Below are 19487 nucleotides of genomic sequence, written 5' to 3'. Positions count from 1 at the left end.
AATGCAAGCGATCACCGACCGACGCATCCTGCGCATTGCCGCGCCCATATTGCTGGCCAATATCGCCGTGCCGCTACTGGGCGCGGTCGATACCGGCATTATCGGGCAGATGGGGGAAGCCGCGCCCATCGGTGCCGTGGGTCTGGGCGCAGTAATCCTGACCAGCATTTACTGGGTATTCGGCTTTTTGCGCATGGGCACCACGGGGCTTGTGGCGCAGGCCACCGGCGCGGGTGATCTGGCGGAAAGCGGCGCAATCCTGATGCGCGGGCTGATGATCGGGCTGGGTGCAGGCGTTGTCATGGTGCTGGGACAGGTCGCGCTGATGGAGGCCGCCTTTCTGATCGCACCCGCCAGCGACACTGTCGAGGCACTGGCCCGCGACTACCTTGCCATCCGCATCTGGGGCGCGCCCGCAACCATCGCGCTCTATGCCCTGAATGGCTGGCTGATCGCCACCGAACGCACCCGCAGCGTGCTGGCGCTGCAACTTTGGATGAGCGGGCTCAACGTGGTCCTTAGCCTGTGGTTCGTGCTGGGCTTGGGATGGGGCGTGCCGGGGGTAGCTGCGGCAACGCTGATCGCCGAGGTCACGGCGCTTGGCTTGGGGCTATGGCTGTGCCGCGCGGCATTTTCCGGCAACCAGTGGCGCGACTGGCCGCGCGTCTTTGACCGTGCGCGGCTGAAACGCATGTGGTCGGTCAATTCCGACATCATGCTGCGCTCGATCGCGTTGCAAGGCGCAATGACGGGGTTCCTGTTCACTTCGGCGGGGTTTGGCGACGTGGAACTAGCCGCCAACCAGATCCTCTGGCAATTTTTGATGATCATCGCCCATGCGCTTGACGGTTTTGCCTTTGCCGCAGAGGCACTGGTCGGACAGGCCGTCGGCGCGCGTGCTGTGACCGATATGCGCCGCGCAGGATTGCGGGCATCGCTCTGGGCGTTCGGCATGGCCGGTCTGATGGCAGCGGTGTTCCTGCTGGGCGGCCCGAGCGTGATCATGATGATGGCCCGCGACCCAGAGGTGCAGGTTGCGGCCATCGCCTACCTGCCCTTCGTCGCCGCCTTGGCGCTGACAAGCTGCGCCGCCTATATGCTGGACGGGATATTTATCGGTGCCACCGGAACGCGCGAGATGCGCAACACGGTGGTGTTGGCCGTGGCGATCTATGCACTCGCGATCTGGGCGTTTGTGCCGGTCTATGGCAACCCTGCTCTGTGGTCGGCGCTCATGCTGCTGAACCTGTTGCGTGCGGTGTTTCTGGGCGCGCTTTATCCGCGGCTGGAGCGGCGGGTGGCACGCGGGGTATGAGGGGCTTTGCCCCTCTGAGGCCCTTGGCCTCATTCACCCCAGGATATTTTTGCAAGAATGAAAGGGCTAGAGCCAGTCTGCGCGGCCCGTGCCGATGATGTCTGCCACGGTTGCGTGACCATCGCGGTCCATCAGATCGAGCAGTCCTTGGTTCAGGCGGGGGACAAGCGACAGCCCGTCATAGACCAGCGCTGAGTAAAGCTGGACGGCAGAGGCACCGGCGCGCAGTTTGGCATAGGCTTGCTGGGGCGTGCCTATACCGCCGACCCCGACGAGCGGCATGCGACCATCCGTCAGCTTTGAGAGCTGTGCAAGCACACGCGTGGACATTTCGAACAATGGCTGCCCCGAAAGCCCGCCTTTCTCAGCGGCACTGGCACTTTTCAAACCTTTGCGCGCCAGCGTGGTGTTGGTGGCAATGATCGCGTCAACACCCGCTTGCTGCGCAATACCAGCGATTTCGGCCAGTTCATCTGCGTTAAGGTCGGGCGCAATTTTCAGGAAAACCGGGATCTGGCTGGCAAGTTCGGCGCGCACCTGCATCACGCCCTGCAACAGCGCGGTGAGGGCCGCAGCGCCTTGCAGGTCGCGCAGCTTCTCGGTGTTGGGCGACGAGACGTTGACAGTGGCGAAATCGACATGTGCGCCGCATTTGCGCAGCACTTGGGCGAAATCGCCCGCACGGTCGGCGCTGTCCTTGTTGGCCCCAAGGTTCAGGCCCAGAACCATGCCTTCGGGACGTTTGGCCAGACGGGCGGCGATGACATCCGCGCCATCGTTGTTAAAGCCGAAACGGTTGATGACCGCGCGATCCTGCGGCAGCCGGAAGAGGCGCGGACGCGGGTTACCGGGCTGCGGGCGCGGAGTGGCCGCGCCGACCTCGACAAAGCCAAAGCCCGCGCGGGACAGGCCGTGCAGCGCCTGTGCGTTCTTGTCGAACCCTGCCGCAAGACCCACCGGATTGGGCAGGATCAGACTGGCCAGTCGCGTTTGCAAGCGCGGCGACAGCACCGGGCGGGGCAAGGGCGCAAGACCCGCGCGCAACGCCTGAATGGCAAAGCCATGGGCGGTTTCGGGATCAAATCCACGCAAGGCCGTCAGGCCAAGGCGCTCGAGCGCCCTCATACCAGCCCCTCGGGGAAGATATGGCCGCTTGCGCCCAGGGGCAGCGAGGTATCCCAGACCACATCTGACATTGTGAGCCTGCGAAAGAGATGCGGGAAGAGCGCGCCACCGCGCGACACTTCCCATTTCAGTGCAGCACCCAATTTATCAGGATCGGCGGCAACGAGAACGAGGTCGGATTCGCCCGCGAAATGCTTGGCGGCGGTTTCCATCACCTGCGCAGCCGTGGAAAAATGGATGAAGCCATCGGCCAGATCAATCGGCGCGCCAAGTGTCTGGCCGGTTGCCTTTAGGTCATCCCATTCGGGACGGCGGAAGATCTTGTAAATCAGCATGCGCGCGTCATGCCCCAAGGGCGCGGCTTGGTCAATCGGCTATAGGGGGCCGGGCAGACGTTCTTCGCTGAGCAACACATTGGCATCCACCGCGCCGACGCCCGGCAAGGTCATGATCCGCCGGCGCAAGACGCGCTCGAAATCGGACAGGTCGCGGGCGACGACGCGCAGGCGGTAATCATAGAGGCCAAGGACATGCTGCACGGTCTGCACCTCTGGGATAGCCGCGACGGCGCGTTCGAAATCGGCAAGGCTGACGCGGCCCTTGGCCGCCAGTGTGATGCCAAGGAACACGGTCACGCCGAAGCCCAAAGCAGGCAGGTCGAGGTCGAGCCGGTGGCGCGCAATCGCACCTGCATCGCGCAGACGTTTGAGGCGACGCCATGCGGCAGGCTGGCTGAGGCCAAGCGCACGGCCAAGCGCACCCGCCGACAGGGTCGCGTCTTTGGCCAGCAGGCGGAGCATCTGGCGGTCGAGATCGTCGAGCGTGATCATGAAGTTGCGAGCGATATTCGAGGGGCGCTGCCCCTCTGGACCGCATGCGCGGCCCATTCACCCCGGAGTATTTTGGGCAAGATGAAGATCATATCGGCAGGCTTTCGTCGGATTTGATGTCGGAGAGATGCATCAGCGCTTCGAGATCGGTAATATGCGGCAGGGTCAGAATACGGTCGCGGTAGATGTCCTGATAATGGGCCATATCGCGCGCAATGATATTGAGGCGCAGATCGACGCGCCCGAGGAAGGTTTGGATTTCCAGCACTTCGGGAACAAGGCGCGCGGCTGCGATAAATTCGTCAAATGCGCGCGGGTTGGTTTTGTCGAGCGTGACGCGCAGCGAAACTTCGACCTGGAACCCGAGGGCTCGCCAGTCGATGACCGCTTGCTGGCCTCGTAGAATACCGCGCGCGCGCAGGCGGTCGAGCCTGCGCCAGCAGGTGGCCTCTGTCACGCCCGCGCGGCTGGCGAGATCGGCGGTCGTGACCATGGGATTGGCGATAAGCTGCCGGAGCAGGCGGCGGTCAGTATCATCGATCTGCATGATTTATTCATTTTATTTGATTAGGCGAATGATATTTACAGATATACGCGAAAATTTTGGAAGTTTGAAACGATTTTTCCTGCACACGGCCTATGCTGCGCCCCAATGCAACACCAATGGAGGGACGGCTATGCGCGTCTACTATGATCGCGATTGCGATGTGAACCTGATCAAGGACAAGAAGGTCGCAATTCTGGGCTATGGCAGCCAAGGCCACGCCCATGCGCTGAACCTGCGCGATTCGGGCGCGAAAAACGTGGTTGTCGCGCTGCGCGAAGGGTCCGCCAGCGCCAAGAAATGCGAAGCCGAGGGCTTGAAGGTCATGGCGATTGCCGAGGCCGCTGCCTGGTGCGATCTGATCATGTTCACGATGCCCGACGAATTGCAGGCAGAAACCTACAAGAAATACATCCATGACAACCTGCGCGACGGCGCGGCGATTGCCTTTGCCCATGGTCTGAACGTGCATTTCGGCCTGATCGAGCCGAAGCCCGGCGTCGATGTCATCATGATGGCGCCCAAGGGCCCCGGACACACCGTGCGCGGCGAATACACCAAGGGCGGCGGCGTGCCCTGCCTGGTGGCCGTCCATCAGGACGCGACGGGCCGCGCGATGGAGTTGGGCCTGTCCTATTGCTCTGCCATCGGTGGCGGGCGTTCGGGGATCATTGAAACCAACTTCCGCCAGGAATGCGAAACCGACCTGTTCGGCGAGCAGGCCGTGCTGTGCGGTGGCCTTGTCGAGCTGATCCGCATGGGGTTCGAGACGCTGGTCGAAGCCGGTTACGAGCCGGAAATGGCCTATTTCGAGTGTTTGCACGAAGTGAAGCTGATCGTTGACCTGATCTATGAAGGCGGCATCGCCAACATGAACTATTCGATTTCCAACACCGCCGAATATGGCGAATATGTCAGCGGGCCGCGCATTCTGCCTTATGACGAGACCAAAGCCCGCATGAAAGCGGTTCTGACCGACATCCAGCAGGGCAAGTTCGTGCGTGACTTCATGCAGGAAAACGCGGTTGGCCAGCCATTCTTCAAGGCCACACGCCGCATCAATGACGAGCACGAGATTGAGCAAGTCGGCCAGAAGCTGCGCGCGATGATGCCGTGGATCGGCGCGTCCAAGATGGTGGACAAGGACCGCAACTGATCCTGACAGGCGCCTGTGCCCGTCCTGCCCCTCGCGCGATGGCGCGGGGGGTATTTCTTTTGCGCCTGCGGCATTGACCGGAATGCACGCCCTCTCTACCAAGTGGGGGTCAGAATATTGCGCAGGACAGTGCCCAATGCTTCAATCCTTTTCCGCGCAGTCGCGCCCGCAAGACGGCCCGCCCCGGTTGGCCGCGCTGCGCGATTCTATGGCAGCGAGGGGCGTAGACGGCGTGATCGTTCCGCGCGCCGATCTGCATCAGGGCGAATATGTCGCCCCATGTGACGAACGCTTGGCATGGCTGACAGGGTTTACCGGATCTGCCGGATTTTGCATTGCGCTTCATGAGCGCGCGGGGCTGTTCGTTGACGGGCGCTACCGCGTTCAGGCCCGCGCGCAGTGCGCAGAGGCGTTCGACATCGCACCATGGCCGGAAACCCGCCCGGCCGACTGGCTGCGCATGGCCTGCCCCAATGGCGCGGTGATCGGGTTTGACCCTTGGCTGCACACCCGCGACGAACTTGACGTTCTGGAGCGCGGGCTGGCGGGCAGCGGCATTGCGCTGACCCGCACCCCCAACATGATCGACCCGCTGTGGCAGGGCCGCCCCGCGCCGCCGATGGGCAGCGCAATGGCCTATCCCGAAGCGTTGGCGGGCACCGGCAGCGCGCAGAAACGGACGGATGCGGCGCTGGCGCTTGACCAGAATGACCAGACAGCCGCAGTTCTGACGCAGCCTGACAGTATCTGCTGGTTGCTGAACCTGCGCGGTGCGGACCTGCCGCGTCTGCCGGTGGTGCAGGCCTTGGCAGTGCTGCACGTTGACGGACGGGTGGACCTTTTCGCCCATGGCGCGAAATTTGACGGCCTGACACTCGAGGCGGGCATTAACCTGCGCCCCGCAGAGGCGTTCGAGCCTGCGCTGCGCAGCCTGTCGGGTCCGGTGCGGGTGGATACCGCGACCGCGCCGGTCGCTGTGTGCGACATTCTGGCAGAGGCCGGGATAGAGATAGCGCCCATGCAAGACCCCTGCCTTGCGCCCAAAGCGCGCAAGAGCGCCGCAGAATTGGACGGCGCGCGCGCGGCACATCTGCGTGACGGCGCGGCAATGGCAGAGTTTTTGTGCTGGCTGGACGGTCAGGCGCAGAAACTGCTGGAAGATCCGGCCCATGTGGTGACGGAAATCGATATCGTGCGCCATCTGGAAGCCTGTCGCACGGCCACAGGCGCGTTGCGCGATATCAGCTTCGACACGATCGCGGGGTCCGGCCCGAACGGCGCTATCGTGCATTACCGCGTGACCGAGGACAGCAACCGCCGCCTGTGGCCCGGCGACCTGATGCTGGTCGATAGCGGCGGGCAATATCTGGATGGAACCACCGATATTACACGCACCATCGCCATTGGACCTGTGGCACAGCTGGAATCCGCGTGCTTCACCCGCGTGTTGCAAGGCATGATCGCGCTGTCGCGGGCACGCTTTCCGCGTGGCGTTGCGGGCGGACATCTGGATGCACTGGCGCGCTATCCGCTCTGGCTGGCTGGGTTGGACTATGACCATGGAACGGGGCATGGCGTGGGGGCCTATCTGTCGGTGCACGAGGGGCCGCAACGCCTGTCCCGCGTCAGTCAGGTGCCCTTGGCAGAGGGAATGATCCTGTCGAACGAGCCGGGCTACTACCGCGAAGGGGCCTTTGGCATTCGGCTGGAAAACCTTGTCGCGGTGCGGCAAGGGGTGGCACCGGATGGCGGCGAGCCACGAGATTGGCTGGAGTTTGAGACCTTGACGCTTGCCCCTATTGATCGCAGGCTTATAGTGGTTGACGAGTTGACGGAGGGCGAGCGCGACTGGCTAGATGCCTATCACGCGCGCGTTCGCATGTCTTTGTCACCGCTTGTATCGCCCGTGACCCGTGACTGGCTGGACATGGCCTGCGCCCCTTTAAGGGTTTGACAGGCCCGAACACATACAGCGCCACGCGCGCGCCACTGGAAAAAGGAAAACGCGACATGCCGATGAGCATTCTGAAGATATATCCTGCCGAAGGCACTTGGGTGGTCCGCGCTGGCGGCTCTGTCATTGGGGAAAGCAACCGCGCGTTGGAACTGGTGCAACGCGACTGGCCATTTGTCATCTACTTCCCGCGCGAGGATGTCGCGGGCGCGGTGCTCGACCCGTCGCCGCGCAAGCTGGAATGCGATGATCGTGGGACGGGGGTGTTCTTTCACGTCTCCAGCCCAGAGGGGCTGATCGAGAATGCCGCCTACAGCATCACCGGGCCCAGTGACGCGGCCAAGCAGTTGGAAGGCTACATGGCCTTTGACGCCGGCAAGGTCACGGTAGAGCGTGTCTGACGCGGTAGAGTTGCCCGCTTTCATTACGGCCCTGCCCGGTCTGGACATTCCGTTCCCGACGGATGTGGTGCGGGCCAACGCAGTCGCCTCTGCGGAGGGGTTGGTGGTGTTCTTCACCTTCTTGCAGGACATGGACCTGCCAGCCCACGCGCATGGCGCGCAATGGGGCACGGTGATCGCCGGGCAGATCGAAGTGACCATTGGGGAGGAAACCGCCATCCGCCGCCCCGGAGACAGCTACACAATCCCGGCAGGGGTGCTGCCCAGTGCCCGCATCGCCGCAGGCACCCGCGTCATCGACGTGTTCGAAGAAGCAGACCGGTATGCAGTGGTGCGATAAGGCGTGGCCAACCACCATAAGGCGGAACGGGTGCTATCAGCGCCCCTCTGGCCACCGCCATGCGATGGCCCCCAGATAATTGCCGGTCTTGACAGAATTGACCGTCATACGCTCTGGCCCGTAGGCATCCGCCTTGCGCGGGTTGCGAAACTCTTTGCCGTTGCGTGCCAGCCGGACCAACCCTGATACGGTCAGAACCAGAAATTCGCCATCGCCTTTCAGCGGGACCGTGTCGAGCGTGTGCCAACCCGTTTGCAACGCTTCTGAAAGCATCTCGAACGGGTCACGGCGTTTTGGTGTGGAATGCTTCAAGATATCTCCAACAACGCCTGCGCGCCTACGGACTTATTCAGTTTTATTTATATATGCGATGCGTCAAAAACAAGGCTGTGCCTAGAGCTTTACCATCTCAAAGCGCACCTGTGCCACCGGCAGGCCCCAACGCGTCACGACGGCGTCATTGATGACACGGCCATCCGGGCCGAAATAAATAACGTCCTCGAACCCCAGCCGCGTGACATCGCCCTCGGACATGAAATCAGCGGTATAGGACAAGCGGATTTCCGTTCCGGTTTCAACCACGTCTGCGACGCCCACAGTATCCTCGCGCCGACCTGTCCAGCGCCCCGGCCCGGCGCGGTCGAACACCCATGTCAGGCGGTTTTCCTCGCCATCGTCATAGATGAAATCTTCCACCACGGTCAGTCGGTCGCCTTCCAGCCGCCCATTCAAACGCGCGCGGAAGCGGCGTTCCGATCCGGTGAGAGAGACCTTGAAAAGCCCCGCCCCCACAGCGCGCCCGGCGAAAGCCTGTTCCAGCGTAATCGGGTCGAGTGCGCGGTGCGGCGTGGCGGGGATGCGCGCGCAGCCTGCCAGCGCGATGGACCCAAGAACGAGCGAGCGACGCGTGTGAAGCATAGGGTGGCCTTTCGGTTGTTTTGCAACGACCTAACGCGCGCCGCACGCTTGGCCAGTATTAGTCGCGCCGCGCCGCCAAAGCATCGTCCAGCACCGCGCGAAGCACATCGCCCGGCACATCGTCGCAGACAAAGGCCGCGCCAATATCGCGCGCAAGGATGAAACGCAGGCGACCGTCCTGCACTTTTTTATCCTGCCCCATCAGCGTGATCAGCGCGTCGGCATCGGGCAAGTCGCCGCCAATATCGGCCAGATCGGTGGCCATTCCCATGGCCCGCAGATGTGCGCGCACGCGGCTTGGGGTTTCCTGCGGGCACAGGCCCATGCGCGCGGATAGCTCGAAGGCCAGCGCGCAGCCAATCGCCACGCCCTCGCCATGCAGCAGACGGTTGGAATAGCCTGTCGCAGCTTCCAAAGCGTGGCAAAACGTATGCCCAAGGTTCAAGAGCGCCCGGTCGCCCTGTTCGGTTTCATCCCGCACGACGATGTCTGCCTTCATCTGCACGGAACGGTGCACGGCATATTGTCGCAAGGCATGGTCGCCCGCAGCCAGCGCGGGGCCGTTCGCTTCCAGCCATTCAAAAAACGCGGCATCGCCAAGCAGCCCATATTTCACCACCTCGCCATAGCCCGCCAGAAAATCGCGACGGGGCAGCGTGTCCAGCAGGTCGATATCGGCCAGTACCAGCACGGGCTGGTGGAACGCGCCGACAAGGTTCTTGCCGTGGCGGGTGTTGATGCCGGTTTTGCCCCCGACTGAGCTGTCGACCTGCGCCAGAAGCGAGGTCGGCACCTGCACGAAGCGCACGCCACGCCGCAACACGGCCGCCGCAAAGCCACCAAGATCGCCGATCACGCCGCCACCCAAGGCCATGACCAGATCGCGACGTTCGACCTTTTCATCCAGCAGCCATTCTACGGATTGCGCAAGGCCCGCCCAGTTCTTGGTGCCCTCGCCCGGCGCAAGTTGCAGCGCGCTGCTGACAATATCGCCCAAGCCCGCCTGCACCGCGCCCAGATGCAGCGCCGCGACGCGGGATTCGGTCAAAATGGCCACGCGGTCGCGGTGCAAATGCGGTGCCAGATAGCGCGGGGCCTCTGCCAGCAGGCCGCGCCCGATGACAACGTCATAGGCCCGGTCGCCCAAGGGGACGTGGACGGTCTGAATGCTCATGGTGTGTATCCTTCCAGCACATCGGGGCGTGTGGCCAGTTGTGCCAGCACGGCCTGCGCCATATCGGCAATCGAATAGGCAGGGTCGGCATCTGCAACCAGATCGGCCTGTTGGTAATGCGGGGTGCGTTCGGCAAGTAGCTGCGCAAGCGTGGCATGCGGGTCGTCGGTTTGCAGCAGGGGGCGCGTGGTCTTGGCGCGCACGCGGTTCCATAACAGGTCCAGATCGGCACGCAGCCAGACCGACACACCATCGGCATGGATCAGCGCGCGGGTATCCGCACGCAGGAACGCACCACCGCCCACCGACAGAATGCCGGGCGTGGTATGCAGCAGACGGGCGATCACCTCGGCCTCTCGGGCGCGAAAGAACGCTTCGCCATCGCGGGCGAAAATCTCGGCAATCGACATTTGCGCAGCAGAGACGATTTCCTCGTCCGAATCGCGGAACGGCACGCCCAGCACCTGTGCGACATGCTTGCCGATCGCGGTTTTGCCCGCGCCCATCATGCCGACCAGCACCACGGTCTTGTGCAGTTTCATGCCGAATGCGCCCTTGTGATCTGCGCGTGCCGAAGTTTTCATGGCCTGCGCTTGCGTGATCGTGATATTGCCAGCGGGACGAAAGGAAAACCCCCCAAGACGCAGCGCGTCACAATGAGGGGGCAACCGGAAGGCGCGAACAGGTCTATGAAATATCTCTTTCGACTGATCCTTATCCTTGTTGTGCTCGCGGCCATAGCCGTCGTGGCCTATGCCTATATCGGTGACATGTCTGCGCAGCGCGCGCCCGTGTCCGAACCGATAGAGCTGGAGGCAGAGTGAGCTGGCGCGCGGCTGGCCTTGTTCTGGCGATATGCCTTCCCGGCGCGGGCGCAGCGCAGCAAGGCACACCATTGTCGGCGATTGACTGGCTGGAACAGGCGCTGACGCAGCCGCTGGGCCCGGCCGCCCCGCCGCGTACTGTCGCGCCGCAACCTTCGCCAAGCACCGATATTGCCCCGATCCAGACCCGCCCGCTGCAACAATCGACGCTGGACAGCACCGGCCTGTTTGCCGCCACGCGCATTGGCCTGCCGCGCGACCTGTGGGGGCCAAGCGATGTGACGCAACTGGCAGAAGCCGTCGCAAGACTGTCGCCCGCCATGATGCCCGCCGCACAACGGCTGATGTTGCGCTTGCTGGTGGCAGAATTCGCACCACCCCAACTTGGACCGCAGGACAAACCCGGCAGGTTGTTGGTCGCACGGTTGGACAAGCTGATCGAAATTGGCGCGCTGGAACAGGCCACCCAACTGATCGAAGCCGCGCCGGTCCAGACGGCAGCGCTGAACGGGCGCGCCTTCGACATTGCACTGTTGCTGGGCGAAGAGGACCGCGCCTGTGCCCGCTTGCAGGGCCAGTTGGCAGGCGACAGCGGCGAAGCGGCCCGAATTTTCTGTCTGGCCCGACAAGGGCAATGGCAATCTGCCTATGCGGCATTGGGCGCCGCCCGCGCGTTGGGCGGGCTCACCACGACCGAAGCGCAGCTTTTGACCCGCTTTCTGGAGGAAGAGGAGCAGGATCTGACCCTTGCGCCGCCAACCGACCTGACCCCGATGGGATGGCGCGTGCTGGAAGCTTTGGGCGAACCGGTCGGCACCGGCACATTGCCCGTGGCCTTTGCCCATGCAGATCTGCGCGGCACCAGCGGCTGGCGCGCCCAGATTGACGCAGCAGAACGCCTGACGCGCACAGGGGTTATGCAGCCGGGCCGCCTGATGGGAATTTACACCCATCGGCGTGCCGCTGCCTCTGGCGGGGTCTGGGACCGTGTGCGCGCGGTTCAGTCGCTCGATGATGCGCTGGACGGCGGACAGGCAGATGCAATCGGCACTGCCCTTGTCATGGCATGGCCCTTATTCGAGCAAGTCGAGCTTGATAGCGCCTTTGCCCGCATTTTTGCCGAGCGGTTGGCAGATCACGACCTGACCGGACCCGCGGTTCGGATACAATGGGCTATCTTGTTGCTGGCGGAACATCGACCCGACCGCGCGGCGCAAATCGCGCCGGATACCCCCTTGGGGCGGTTTGCAATGGCGCTGGCTATCGGGGCGGATTTACCGCCGAGCGGCGTGTCCGGGGTTGGCCCGGCAATTGCCGCAGCCTTTGGCACGGATACCTTGCCGATGCCGCAAAACCTGTGGCTGGACGATGGTGAGCGCGGACGGCTTGCGCTTGATGCGCTGGACCAGATCGCAGGCGCGACCCAAGGCGATATGCTGGCCACCGAACGTGGCTTGGCCAGCCTGCTGGCCTTGGGGCTGACGCGTGACGCCCGCCAGATCGCGCTGGAGTTGCTGCTTCTGGAACGGCGCGGATAGCACCATGCAAGAGTCCGCGCGCTGGATATCGACCTTTCTGCAAGCCGCCGCCGCAGAGGCCGGGGCCGCGCGCAACACGCAATTGGCATACGGGCGCGACCTGCGCGATTTTGCCGGCTGGTGCGATCGCAATGGGTTGGATTTCGCAACGCTGGGGCAGGACCGGATCGAAGCCTATTTGCTGGATCTGGATGCGCAAGGCTTGGCACGCGCCACCCGCGCGCGCCGACTGGCATCGGTACGGCAGATGTTCCGTTTTGCCTATGCCGAAGGCTGGCGCGACAGCGATCCCGCCGCCCGCATCGCGGGACCGGGCAAGGCGGCCAAACTGCCGCAAACCCTGTCCCCCGCCGATGTGACGGCGCTATTGGACGCCGCCCGTCGCACCGGGCGCACAAAGGCCGAGCGCCTGCGCAACACCTGCCTGATGGAACTGCTCTATGCCACCGGGCTGCGCGTGACGGAACTGGTCAGCCTGCCGGTCAATGCGGTTCGGGGCGATCCGCGCATGATCTTGGTCAATGGCAAAGGCAACAAGGACCGCATGGTGCCCCTGTCGCAACCCGCGCGCACGGCGCTGACGGCGTGGCTGGCCGAATGGGACCGGCAGGCCAGCGCCCTGCGCAGCGCGCGCAAGCCAGAACCCAAGGCGCTCTTTCCGTCGCGCGGCAAGGCAGGGCATCTTAGCCGCGTCGGGTTCTTTCTGGCGCTGAAAGAAATGGCCATGACCGCAGGGCTGGACCCTACGCGCGTCAGCCCGCATGTGCTGCGCCACGCCTTTGCCACGCATCTGCTGGAGGGTGGCGCAGATCTGCGCGCCATTCAGACGCTTCTGGGCCATGCCGATATCGGCACGACAGAGATTTATACGCATGTGCTGGAAGAACGCCTCAAGGCGCTGGTGCTGGACCACCACCCGCTTTCCGGGACATGAAGGCAAGGCAGGACGCGGCCGCACGATGACCGGGGCGCTCGCCCCCCTGCCCTAGCCGGTCCATCGTCAGGCGCATCGCGGCGCGCTGTGCGGCTTGGCGGGCGGGGTCGCCCAGCAGGTCGCGCACACCCTGCGCCAGATTGTCCACAGTGCAGGCGCGGCCCAGATACTCTGGCACAGCGCGCGTGTCCGACACCAGATTGACCAAGGTCACCGTGTCCAGCTTGACCAGCCGTTCCGCGATCATGCGCGTCAGCGGGGCCATGTCATAGCCGATCACCATGGGCGTATCATTGGCTGCCAGCTCCAGACTGACCGTGCCCGACGCGGCAAGGGCCACATCCGCCGCGCGAAAGGCCGCGCGTTTCCGGGCAGGGTCTGTCACGACCTGCGCAGGAACCGGCCATTGCGCCACCTGCGCGCGCATCTGCTCGGCTTGGGAAGCCACCGTCGGCACCAAAACCTGCGCACCCTTGGGCAATGCTTGGCCCAAAGCCTGCCCAAAGCGCGGGGCAAGGCGGGCGATTTCGCCACCGCGCGAACCGGGCAGCGCCAGCACAACCGTGTCCGACTGGCGGATCGCCTGCGCCTCTGCCTCTGATGCGCGAGGCGCGGCCACAACCGGATGACCCACGAAATCGCAGGACATGCCAGCAGCCTGCATATAGGGCGGCTCGAACGGCAAAAGCGCCAGAACGTGATCTACCAAGGGGGCCATGCGCGCCGCGCGTTTCGGCCGCCATGCCCAGACCGAGGGCGCAACGTAATGCACCACAGGCAGGTCGGGACGGGCCGCGCGCGCCTTTCGCAAGACTCGCAGGCAGAAATCGGGGCTGTCGATGGTCACGACCAGATCGGGGCGCGAATCTGCAATCGCCTGCGCGGTCTGCGCAATTCGGCGGCGGAGCAACCGAATGCGGGGCAAGACTTCGGCCAGCCCCATGACCGACAGGTCCGACATGGGAAATAGCGGGGTCAGGCCCGCCGCCTCCATCCCCTCGCCGCCGATACCGGCAAAGCTGCAATCGGACGACAGGTCGGCAAACCCCTGCATGAGCGCGGCCCCAAGGCTGTCGCCGGACGGCTCTCCCGCGATCAAAAAGACCTTCATGGTTCTGCCAGCAGGAAAAGTCCCAACTCGTCGGCGCGCGCGATCATCGCCTCGCGGTCTATCAACAGCACGCCGCCAGCTGCGACCGCAATGCCGCGCAGGCCCGCGCTGTGCGCGGCCTCGACCGTGGCCACGCCCAAGGCGGGCAGGTCGATGCGGCGATCCTGTTCGGGCTTGGGCGCTTTGCAAAACACGCCGCCCTCTGGCAGCGCACCGGGGCGTAGGTGTGCCAGATGTGCCAGCATTGCGTCGGTTCCGGGCAGCGCTTCCATCGCAAGGCACTGACCACGCGCCACGACACATCCTTGCCCCACATCCGCCGCCCCCATGGCCTGCAAAATGCCAAAGCCACGCGCGATATCGCTGATGTCCTGCGCCGTCGGGGCCTGCGTGCCAAGCTGGCCGGGGTCTGGCAACAGCTCGGGGCAAATGTCCTGCACGCCCACCACCTCTATGCCCCATTCATCCATAAGCGCGATGACTTCGCGCAGCGCACCGTCATCGCCCTGGCCCATCGCCGCCATGATACGGGGCAAAAGCTGCATCGTTGCGGGGTCGAGGAGCGCGGGGTCCAGCCGCGGGCGGTGCACGCCACCGGCAAAGACCGCGCGGGTCACGCCCAGATCAACCAACCGGTCAAGGAAGGGCACCAAACGCTCCAGCCGGAAACGCACTACACCGTCGCGCGCAAGTGACAGGCTTTCAAACCCCTCCAGCTCTGCCAGCACAGGGGGCGCGCCCTCTAGCGACAGCCGCGCTGCGACACGTTCGGGCAGATCGCCCCGACCTGCAATCAGCGCCGTGCGGGTCATTGCGGACGCAGGAAATTGCGGCCCGACGTTTCGGTGAAAAACGCCGCCAGTTTGCGCACCGCGTCAGAGTCGGTCTTTTCTGCCAAGCCGCGCGCGGTGTCCACCAAAGGCGCATCGCTTTGGGCAAGGGTGCGATAGGCATCACGCAAAGCGGCAATATCCTCGCGCGACATGCCGCGCCGCTTCAGACCAATCAGGTTCAGACCGTTCAGTGTGCCATCGGTGCTGGCGACCATGCCGAACGGCATCACATCATGCGTGACACGGCTGACACCACCGATGATCGCGCCCTCACCCACGCGCACGAATTGATGGATGCCCGACAGCGCGCCGACAATGACGTTGTCCTCTATCACAACATGTCCGGCGACACCGGCATAGTTCGCCAATATCACATTATTGCCGACCTGCGCGTCGTGGCCGACATGCGCACCGGCCATCACAAGGCAACCATCGCCCACGCGGGTCACACCTCCGCCCTGTTCGGTGCCAATGTGCAATGTCGCGTTTTCCCGAATGCGGCAGTTGCGCCCGACAATCAGTCGCGTCCGCTCCCCCGCATATTTCAGGTCTTGCGGCACCTCACCCACAGACGCGAACGAGAAAATCGTGCACCCCTCACCAATGGCGGTCCAGCCAGTGACAAGTGCGTGGGGTTTAACCGTGACATTCGCGCCCAAACTGACCTCTGGCCCGATGATGGCGAAGGGGCCGATGATGCACCCTGCACCAATTTCCGCACCCTCTTCCACCACCGCCATGGGGTGGATTTGCGCGCTGGAGTCTATTGCTGACATGGGTTCGCCCTTATGCCGTCGCCGACGCGTCTATCATCGCGGCGAATTCGGCCTGCGCGGCAACTTGGCCTTCGACCATGGCAGTGCCTTCGAATTTCCAGATCTTGGTGGACCCGCGCAGCACTTTCACATGCAGTTCCAGCACATCGCCGGGCACCACCTTGCGACGGAACTTGGCCTTGTCGATGGACATGAAATACACCAGCGGGGCCTTCTCACCATAACCGATGGTCATCCCCACCAACACGGCGGCGGTCTGCGCCATCGCTTCCACGATGGTCACGCCGGGCATGATGGGCGCACCGGGAAAATGGCCCTGAAAATGCGGCTCGTTGAAGGTGACGTTCTTGATGCCCACGGCGCTTTCACGCGCCACCACATCCCGGACCTTGTCGACCAGCAGAAACGGGTAGCGGTGCGGAATGATCTTCATGATCGTGGCCAGATCGGCCTCTGTGGCGGGGTTGGGGGCGATGTCAGACATGGTCATCCTTTTGAAACGGCAGTGGCCCGACCCCGCGAAGGCCGCGCCTGACTGCGATTAGCAAGGCAAGGCGCAACTGGCAAGCGTCGCTCAGGGCAGCGTCAGCGGGAAAGGCGGCGCACCGCCATCACCGATCTCTGCGTCAATCGCGGCGATGGCGGCCCCGGTCATATCCATTTCCGGCACACCGATAATTACCGCACGCGCCGCGATCAGGATTTGCGCACCCTCATCTTCCAGCACCTGTTGCAATATCACGCCGGAACGGGCGAAAAACCGGCGGCGCTCGGACTCCTCGAATTGCGCGAACCGCGAGAGCTTTTGCGCCTGATCCTGACGGATCCTTTCGGCGCGCTGGTCGAAAGCGTCGGCCTGGGCGCGGAACTCATCGGGCGGCAGGCTGTCGCGCAGCCCGGTCAGTTCTTCCTCACGCGCGGTCAACTCCGACAAAAGACGCGCATTCTCTGCTTCAAGCGCGCGCGACGCGGCATCGATATCCGCCTGCACCCGCTGGCCGAATTCGGAGTCACGGAACAATCGTTCCTCGTCAACGCTGCGCAGGACCAGATCAGCCCCGATTGCCCGTTCAACACTCTGCCCAAGGGAAAAGCCGCCACCTTGCTGCGCAATGGCAGCGGTCGCAAGACAGAGCCCTGCGACCGCACCGAACACGATGGCCCGCCCCCGGATCATCTTTAGAAGGTAGAGACGATCGAGAAGTCGAAGTTCTGCGATTCGTCGTAAGGCTGCTTCTTCAACGGACGCGACAGGTCGAAGCGCAATGGCCCAAGCGGGCTGTCCCAGAACAGCGATACGCCGAGGGTGGCGCGCAGGTGTAGGTCGGCCGAGTCGCTGGTGCCGTCCGATGTGTTGATGGCGGTTGGGGGACGTCCATCAATACCATCGACCCCCCAGACAGACCCGACATCGGCAAAGACACCGCCGCTCAGCCCGTATTCCTCGGGCAGACCCAGCGGGAATTGCGCTTCCAGCGATACCACGGCGTAGCGCGTCCCGCCCAGCACGTCATCTGCGGCGGACGCAAAATCCCGCGGACCGGAGTCGCCGGCAGCAAAACCGCGCATGACGCTGGCCAGTTGGAACCGGTCGCGGTAGCGCGAACGACCGCTGGCCATGTGTAGAACACCCAAACGCCCGTCGGCTTTCAGCGTCACATTCTCATTCAGCACGGCCATTTCATACCCGGCGCGCGCTTCAGACTTCAGGAAGCGCCGTTGGTTGTTCCCAACGCCGATATCTTGCGTCAGCGAGAACACCCACCCTCTGGACGGGTCCACACCGCGGTTCCGCGTGTCATAGGCATAGGTGTAGCCAAGGGTGCCGGTAATACTCGTGCCCCCGATTTGGTCGTCGATCAGGCGCACAGAATCTCTGCGGGTTACACCATCGGCTTCAAACTCCTCCAAACCCGTCAACCGCTCCGCCAACAGCCCCTGACGCAGTGTCAGGCGACCATACTCGCTGACGGGAAAGCCGATCGAATTGTTGATAAACGCCTCTCGCGTGTCGAAATTGGCGTTGAAGCTGGAGGTCTCGCGGTAACCGAGGTCGAACGAGTAGGACAGATCACGGCCCATCAGCGCAGGTTCCGTGAAAGATACGGAGATATCGCGCGACCCTTTCACGGTGTTGAAACTGGCAGCAACCTGCTGGCCACGCCCCAGGAAATTCCGCTCGGAAAAGGAAATGCCGAAGCCAACCCCCTGCTCCGCGCCGTAGCTAACAGAGAAGCCCAAAGACCCTGTCGTGGTTTCTTCCACCTCGACATCGACAACGGCCTGGTCCGGTGCAGAGCCCGCACGCGGCTCGACCGAAGATTCGGCGAAATAGCCCAGCGCGCGAATACGCTCTGCGGCTTCGCGGATCTTGCGCGGATTCAGCGGATCACCTTCGGCAACACGGAATTGGCGCCGGATCACATCGTCGCGCGTTGTTGTGTTTCCCTGAATATCGATCCGTTCCACGAACACCCGCTCGCCGCGCACGATGGCGAATTCGACATCAATCGTGCCGTCGCGGTTATTGCGGGTGAAGCGCGGATCTGCGCGGATAAACCGAAGCCCGCGGCTTTCTGCCAGACGCTCGATGCGGGCGATGTTCATCTCTAGCGTTGTCGGTGCGAAAATATCGCCCGGATTCACCCGGATTTCAGCCTCGTAATCGGCGGAGTCGATGCCCTCGACCTCGCTCACGACCGAAATATCGCCAAAGCGGAACTGGTTGCCTTCGCGCAGGTTGAAGGTCAGGAAAAACCGGTCTCTCTCGCGCGCCAGCTCGGGCGTAACAGACAGGATTTCGAAGTCCACATAGCCACGTGCCAGATAGAAATCCGACAGCAATTGGCGGTCGAGCGCGATGCGCTCTGCAACGAATGTGTCACGTTGAATCAGGCGGCGCAGAATACCGGCCTGCTTGGTGTTGAGCACGTTGCGCAGCCGGTAGTTGGAAAACGCGCGGTTGCCGACAAAGGAAATGCGCTCGATCTCGACCACGTCGCCTTCTCGTACCACAAAGGCAAGGTCGACACGGTTATTGCCGCGCGGCAGGATCTGGGGCGTGACCTCTGCCGCAGTGCGACCGCGCTGCGCATACACTTCTGCAATGGCACGGGCGTCGGCTTCCACTTGAGTGGGCGACAGCACCCGTCCAGCCTGCACCTGCACGGCCTCGGCCAGGATCTCGTCATCGATACGGCGGTTGCCCTCGAAATTGACGACCCCGATGACAGGAAATTCCTCTACCCGGATCTCAAGACGGTTGCCACGCGGCGTCATCTCGACTGTCTCGAACAGGCCCGACGCCGTCAGGTTCCCATAGGCAGCGCTGATCTGGGCCGCGGTTACCGTTTGCCCGGTACCGATTCTGGCGACGCTCAGAATTGTAGAATCGTCTACGCGGACGTTTCCATCAATATCTATGGTCGAAAAATTGTAGCTCTGCGCCTCGGCAGAGGTTGGCAGGGCAAAAGAACTTACTGAAAAGAAACATAAAACCATCACAGTCAAGAAGCGCAGGCGCTTTGCCACACTCCCTTTGCGCGATGGCAGCATCCTAAAGATTCCGCGCATTTCGGGCCCCGTTTTACCGCATTATTTTGGAGTCGTGACTAGCGGCTTACGCGGGGGTTGTCAAAGCAATCACCCCGTTTCGCGGAGCCTTGCAGCCCGTCGGTGCCTGCGCTGCAATGGAATGTTGCACTACACCGAAAG

Annotated in this window: 22 protein-coding genes; 8 read left to right on the top strand and 14 right to left on the bottom strand. The window is 63.2% G+C overall.

The features are described 5' to 3' along the window. Window position 1: 1 nt before the first annotated feature. Window positions 2–1315 carry an MATE family efflux transporter gene (locus tag ROE7235_RS09950; protein WP_121095151.1) on the top strand — a complete coding sequence of 438 codons (1314 nt, stop codon included), beginning with the start codon at window positions 2–4 and terminating at the stop codon, window positions 1313–1315. Between the two features lie 66 nt (window positions 1316–1381). Here the strand turns inward: ROE7235_RS09950 and ROE7235_RS09945 are convergent, their stop codons facing one another. The 4 genes from ROE7235_RS09945 to ROE7235_RS09930 form a co-directional block, all read right to left on the bottom strand. Further along, window positions 1382–2440 carry a quinone-dependent dihydroorotate dehydrogenase gene (locus ROE7235_RS09945; RefSeq protein WP_121095149.1) on the bottom strand — a complete coding sequence of 353 codons (1059 nt, stop codon included), beginning with the start codon at window positions 2438–2440 and terminating at the stop codon, window positions 1382–1384. Continuing rightward, the gene (locus tag ROE7235_RS09940) at window positions 2437–2775 is read right to left on the bottom strand and encodes a DUF952 domain-containing protein (protein WP_121095204.1); all 339 of its coding nucleotides are present in this window, start codon (window positions 2773–2775) and stop codon (window positions 2437–2439) included. Before ROE7235_RS09940 ends, ROE7235_RS09945 begins: the two co-directional genes overlap by 4 nt. Before the next feature lie 39 nt (window positions 2776–2814). After that, a complete protein-coding gene (locus ROE7235_RS09935; RefSeq protein WP_121095202.1) occupies window positions 2815–3270 on the bottom strand; it encodes an Lrp/AsnC family transcriptional regulator in 456 nt (151 codons plus the stop codon). A gap of 88 nt (window positions 3271–3358) precedes the next feature. Continuing rightward, window positions 3359–3817: an Lrp/AsnC family transcriptional regulator gene (locus tag ROE7235_RS09930; RefSeq protein ID WP_121095147.1), complete on the bottom strand. Its 459-nt coding sequence runs from the start codon at window positions 3815–3817 to the stop codon at window positions 3359–3361. A 130-nt stretch (window positions 3818–3947) separates the two neighbouring features. Here ROE7235_RS09930 and ilvC point away from each other — a divergent pair, with 130 nt between their 5' ends. From ilvC to ROE7235_RS09910, 4 genes are all read left to right on the top strand, one after another. Beyond that, on the top strand, window positions 3948–4970 hold the full coding sequence (ilvC, locus tag ROE7235_RS09925) for a ketol-acid reductoisomerase (RefSeq protein WP_121095200.1): 1023 nt from the start codon (window positions 3948–3950) through the stop codon (window positions 4968–4970). Between the two features lie 136 nt (window positions 4971–5106). Continuing rightward, on the top strand, window positions 5107–6924 hold the full coding sequence (locus ROE7235_RS09920; RefSeq protein WP_121095145.1) for an aminopeptidase P family protein: 1818 nt from the start codon (window positions 5107–5109) through the stop codon (window positions 6922–6924). Window positions 6925–6980: 56 nt separating this feature from the next. Next, a complete protein-coding gene (locus tag ROE7235_RS09915; protein ID WP_245963927.1) occupies window positions 6981–7325 on the top strand; it encodes a DUF427 domain-containing protein in 345 nt (114 codons plus the stop codon). Beyond that, window positions 7318–7665, top strand: coding sequence for a cupin domain-containing protein (locus tag ROE7235_RS09910; RefSeq protein ID WP_121095143.1), 348 nt, complete (start codon window positions 7318–7320; stop codon window positions 7663–7665). The genes ROE7235_RS09915 and ROE7235_RS09910 overlap by 8 nt, the downstream gene beginning before the upstream one ends. A 36-nt stretch (window positions 7666–7701) precedes the next feature. On the opposite strand, the gene ROE7235_RS09905 is transcribed toward ROE7235_RS09910, so the two are convergent. The 4 genes from ROE7235_RS09905 to ROE7235_RS09890 all read right to left on the bottom strand — a co-directional run bounded on the left by ROE7235_RS09905 (window position 7702) and on the right by ROE7235_RS09890 (window position 10341). After that, a complete protein-coding gene (locus ROE7235_RS09905) occupies window positions 7702–7977 on the bottom strand; it encodes a hypothetical protein (RefSeq protein ID WP_147434193.1) in 276 nt (91 codons plus the stop codon). Between the two features lie 81 nt (window positions 7978–8058). Then, window positions 8059–8583 carry a DUF3833 family protein gene (locus tag ROE7235_RS09900; RefSeq protein WP_121095139.1) on the bottom strand — a complete coding sequence of 175 codons (525 nt, stop codon included), beginning with the start codon at window positions 8581–8583 and terminating at the stop codon, window positions 8059–8061. 58 nt (window positions 8584–8641) lie between these two features. Continuing rightward, window positions 8642–9757 (bottom strand): 3-dehydroquinate synthase, encoded by a 1116-nt coding sequence (gene aroB, locus ROE7235_RS09895; RefSeq protein WP_121095137.1) that lies wholly within the window; start codon window positions 9755–9757, stop codon window positions 8642–8644. Beyond that, a complete protein-coding gene (locus ROE7235_RS09890) occupies window positions 9754–10341 on the bottom strand; it encodes a shikimate kinase (RefSeq protein ID WP_121095196.1) in 588 nt (195 codons plus the stop codon). Before ROE7235_RS09890 ends, aroB begins: the two co-directional genes overlap by 4 nt. A 105-nt stretch (window positions 10342–10446) precedes the next feature. Between ROE7235_RS09890 and ROE7235_RS20805 the strand changes: the two genes are divergently transcribed. The 3 genes from ROE7235_RS20805 to ROE7235_RS09880 are packed head-to-tail and all read left to right on the top strand — an operon-like array spanning window position 10447 to window position 13053. Beyond that, window positions 10447–10581 (top strand): hypothetical protein, encoded by a 135-nt coding sequence (locus ROE7235_RS20805; RefSeq protein ID WP_281272848.1) that lies wholly within the window; start codon window positions 10447–10449, stop codon window positions 10579–10581. Beyond that, window positions 10578–12119 carry a hypothetical protein gene (locus tag ROE7235_RS09885; protein ID WP_121095135.1) on the top strand — a complete coding sequence of 514 codons (1542 nt, stop codon included), beginning with the start codon at window positions 10578–10580 and terminating at the stop codon, window positions 12117–12119. The genes ROE7235_RS20805 and ROE7235_RS09885 overlap by 4 nt, the downstream gene beginning before the upstream one ends. A gap of 4 nt (window positions 12120–12123) precedes the next feature. Continuing rightward, the gene (locus ROE7235_RS09880; protein ID WP_121095133.1) at window positions 12124–13053 is read left to right on the top strand and encodes a tyrosine recombinase; all 930 of its coding nucleotides are present in this window, start codon (window positions 12124–12126) and stop codon (window positions 13051–13053) included. Here the strand turns inward: ROE7235_RS09880 and lpxB are convergent. From lpxB to bamA, 6 genes are all read right to left on the bottom strand, one after another. Further along, window positions 13010–14164 carry a lipid-A-disaccharide synthase gene (gene lpxB, locus ROE7235_RS09875; RefSeq protein WP_121095131.1) on the bottom strand — a complete coding sequence of 385 codons (1155 nt, stop codon included), beginning with the start codon at window positions 14162–14164 and terminating at the stop codon, window positions 13010–13012. The genes ROE7235_RS09880 and lpxB overlap by 44 nt on opposite strands. After that, on the bottom strand, window positions 14161–14976 hold the full coding sequence (locus tag ROE7235_RS09870) for an LpxI family protein (protein ID WP_121095129.1): 816 nt from the start codon (window positions 14974–14976) through the stop codon (window positions 14161–14163). The genes lpxB and ROE7235_RS09870 overlap by 4 nt, the downstream gene beginning before the upstream one ends. After that, window positions 14973–15773: an acyl-ACP--UDP-N-acetylglucosamine O-acyltransferase gene (gene lpxA, locus ROE7235_RS09865; protein ID WP_121095127.1), complete on the bottom strand. Its 801-nt coding sequence runs from the start codon at window positions 15771–15773 to the stop codon at window positions 14973–14975. Before lpxA ends, ROE7235_RS09870 begins: the two co-directional genes overlap by 4 nt. Window positions 15774–15783: 10 nt before the next feature. Beyond that, window positions 15784–16257 (bottom strand): 3-hydroxyacyl-ACP dehydratase FabZ, encoded by a 474-nt coding sequence (fabZ, locus tag ROE7235_RS09860; protein WP_121095194.1) that lies wholly within the window; start codon window positions 16255–16257, stop codon window positions 15784–15786. Between the two features lie 90 nt (window positions 16258–16347). After that, the gene (locus tag ROE7235_RS09855) at window positions 16348–16929 is read right to left on the bottom strand and encodes an OmpH/Skp family outer membrane protein (protein ID WP_183073451.1); all 582 of its coding nucleotides are present in this window, start codon (window positions 16927–16929) and stop codon (window positions 16348–16350) included. A gap of 23 nt (window positions 16930–16952) precedes the next feature. Next, the gene (gene bamA / locus ROE7235_RS09850) at window positions 16953–19274 is read right to left on the bottom strand and encodes an outer membrane protein assembly factor BamA (protein WP_121095192.1); all 2322 of its coding nucleotides are present in this window, start codon (window positions 19272–19274) and stop codon (window positions 16953–16955) included. Window positions 19275–19487 lie beyond the last annotated feature (213 nt).

The organism is Roseinatronobacter ekhonensis (assembly GCF_900499075.1).
Classification (GTDB): domain Bacteria; phylum Pseudomonadota; class Alphaproteobacteria; order Rhodobacterales; family Rhodobacteraceae; genus Roseinatronobacter; species Roseinatronobacter ekhonensis.
This window is presented reverse-complemented; position numbering and strand designations above follow the sequence as displayed.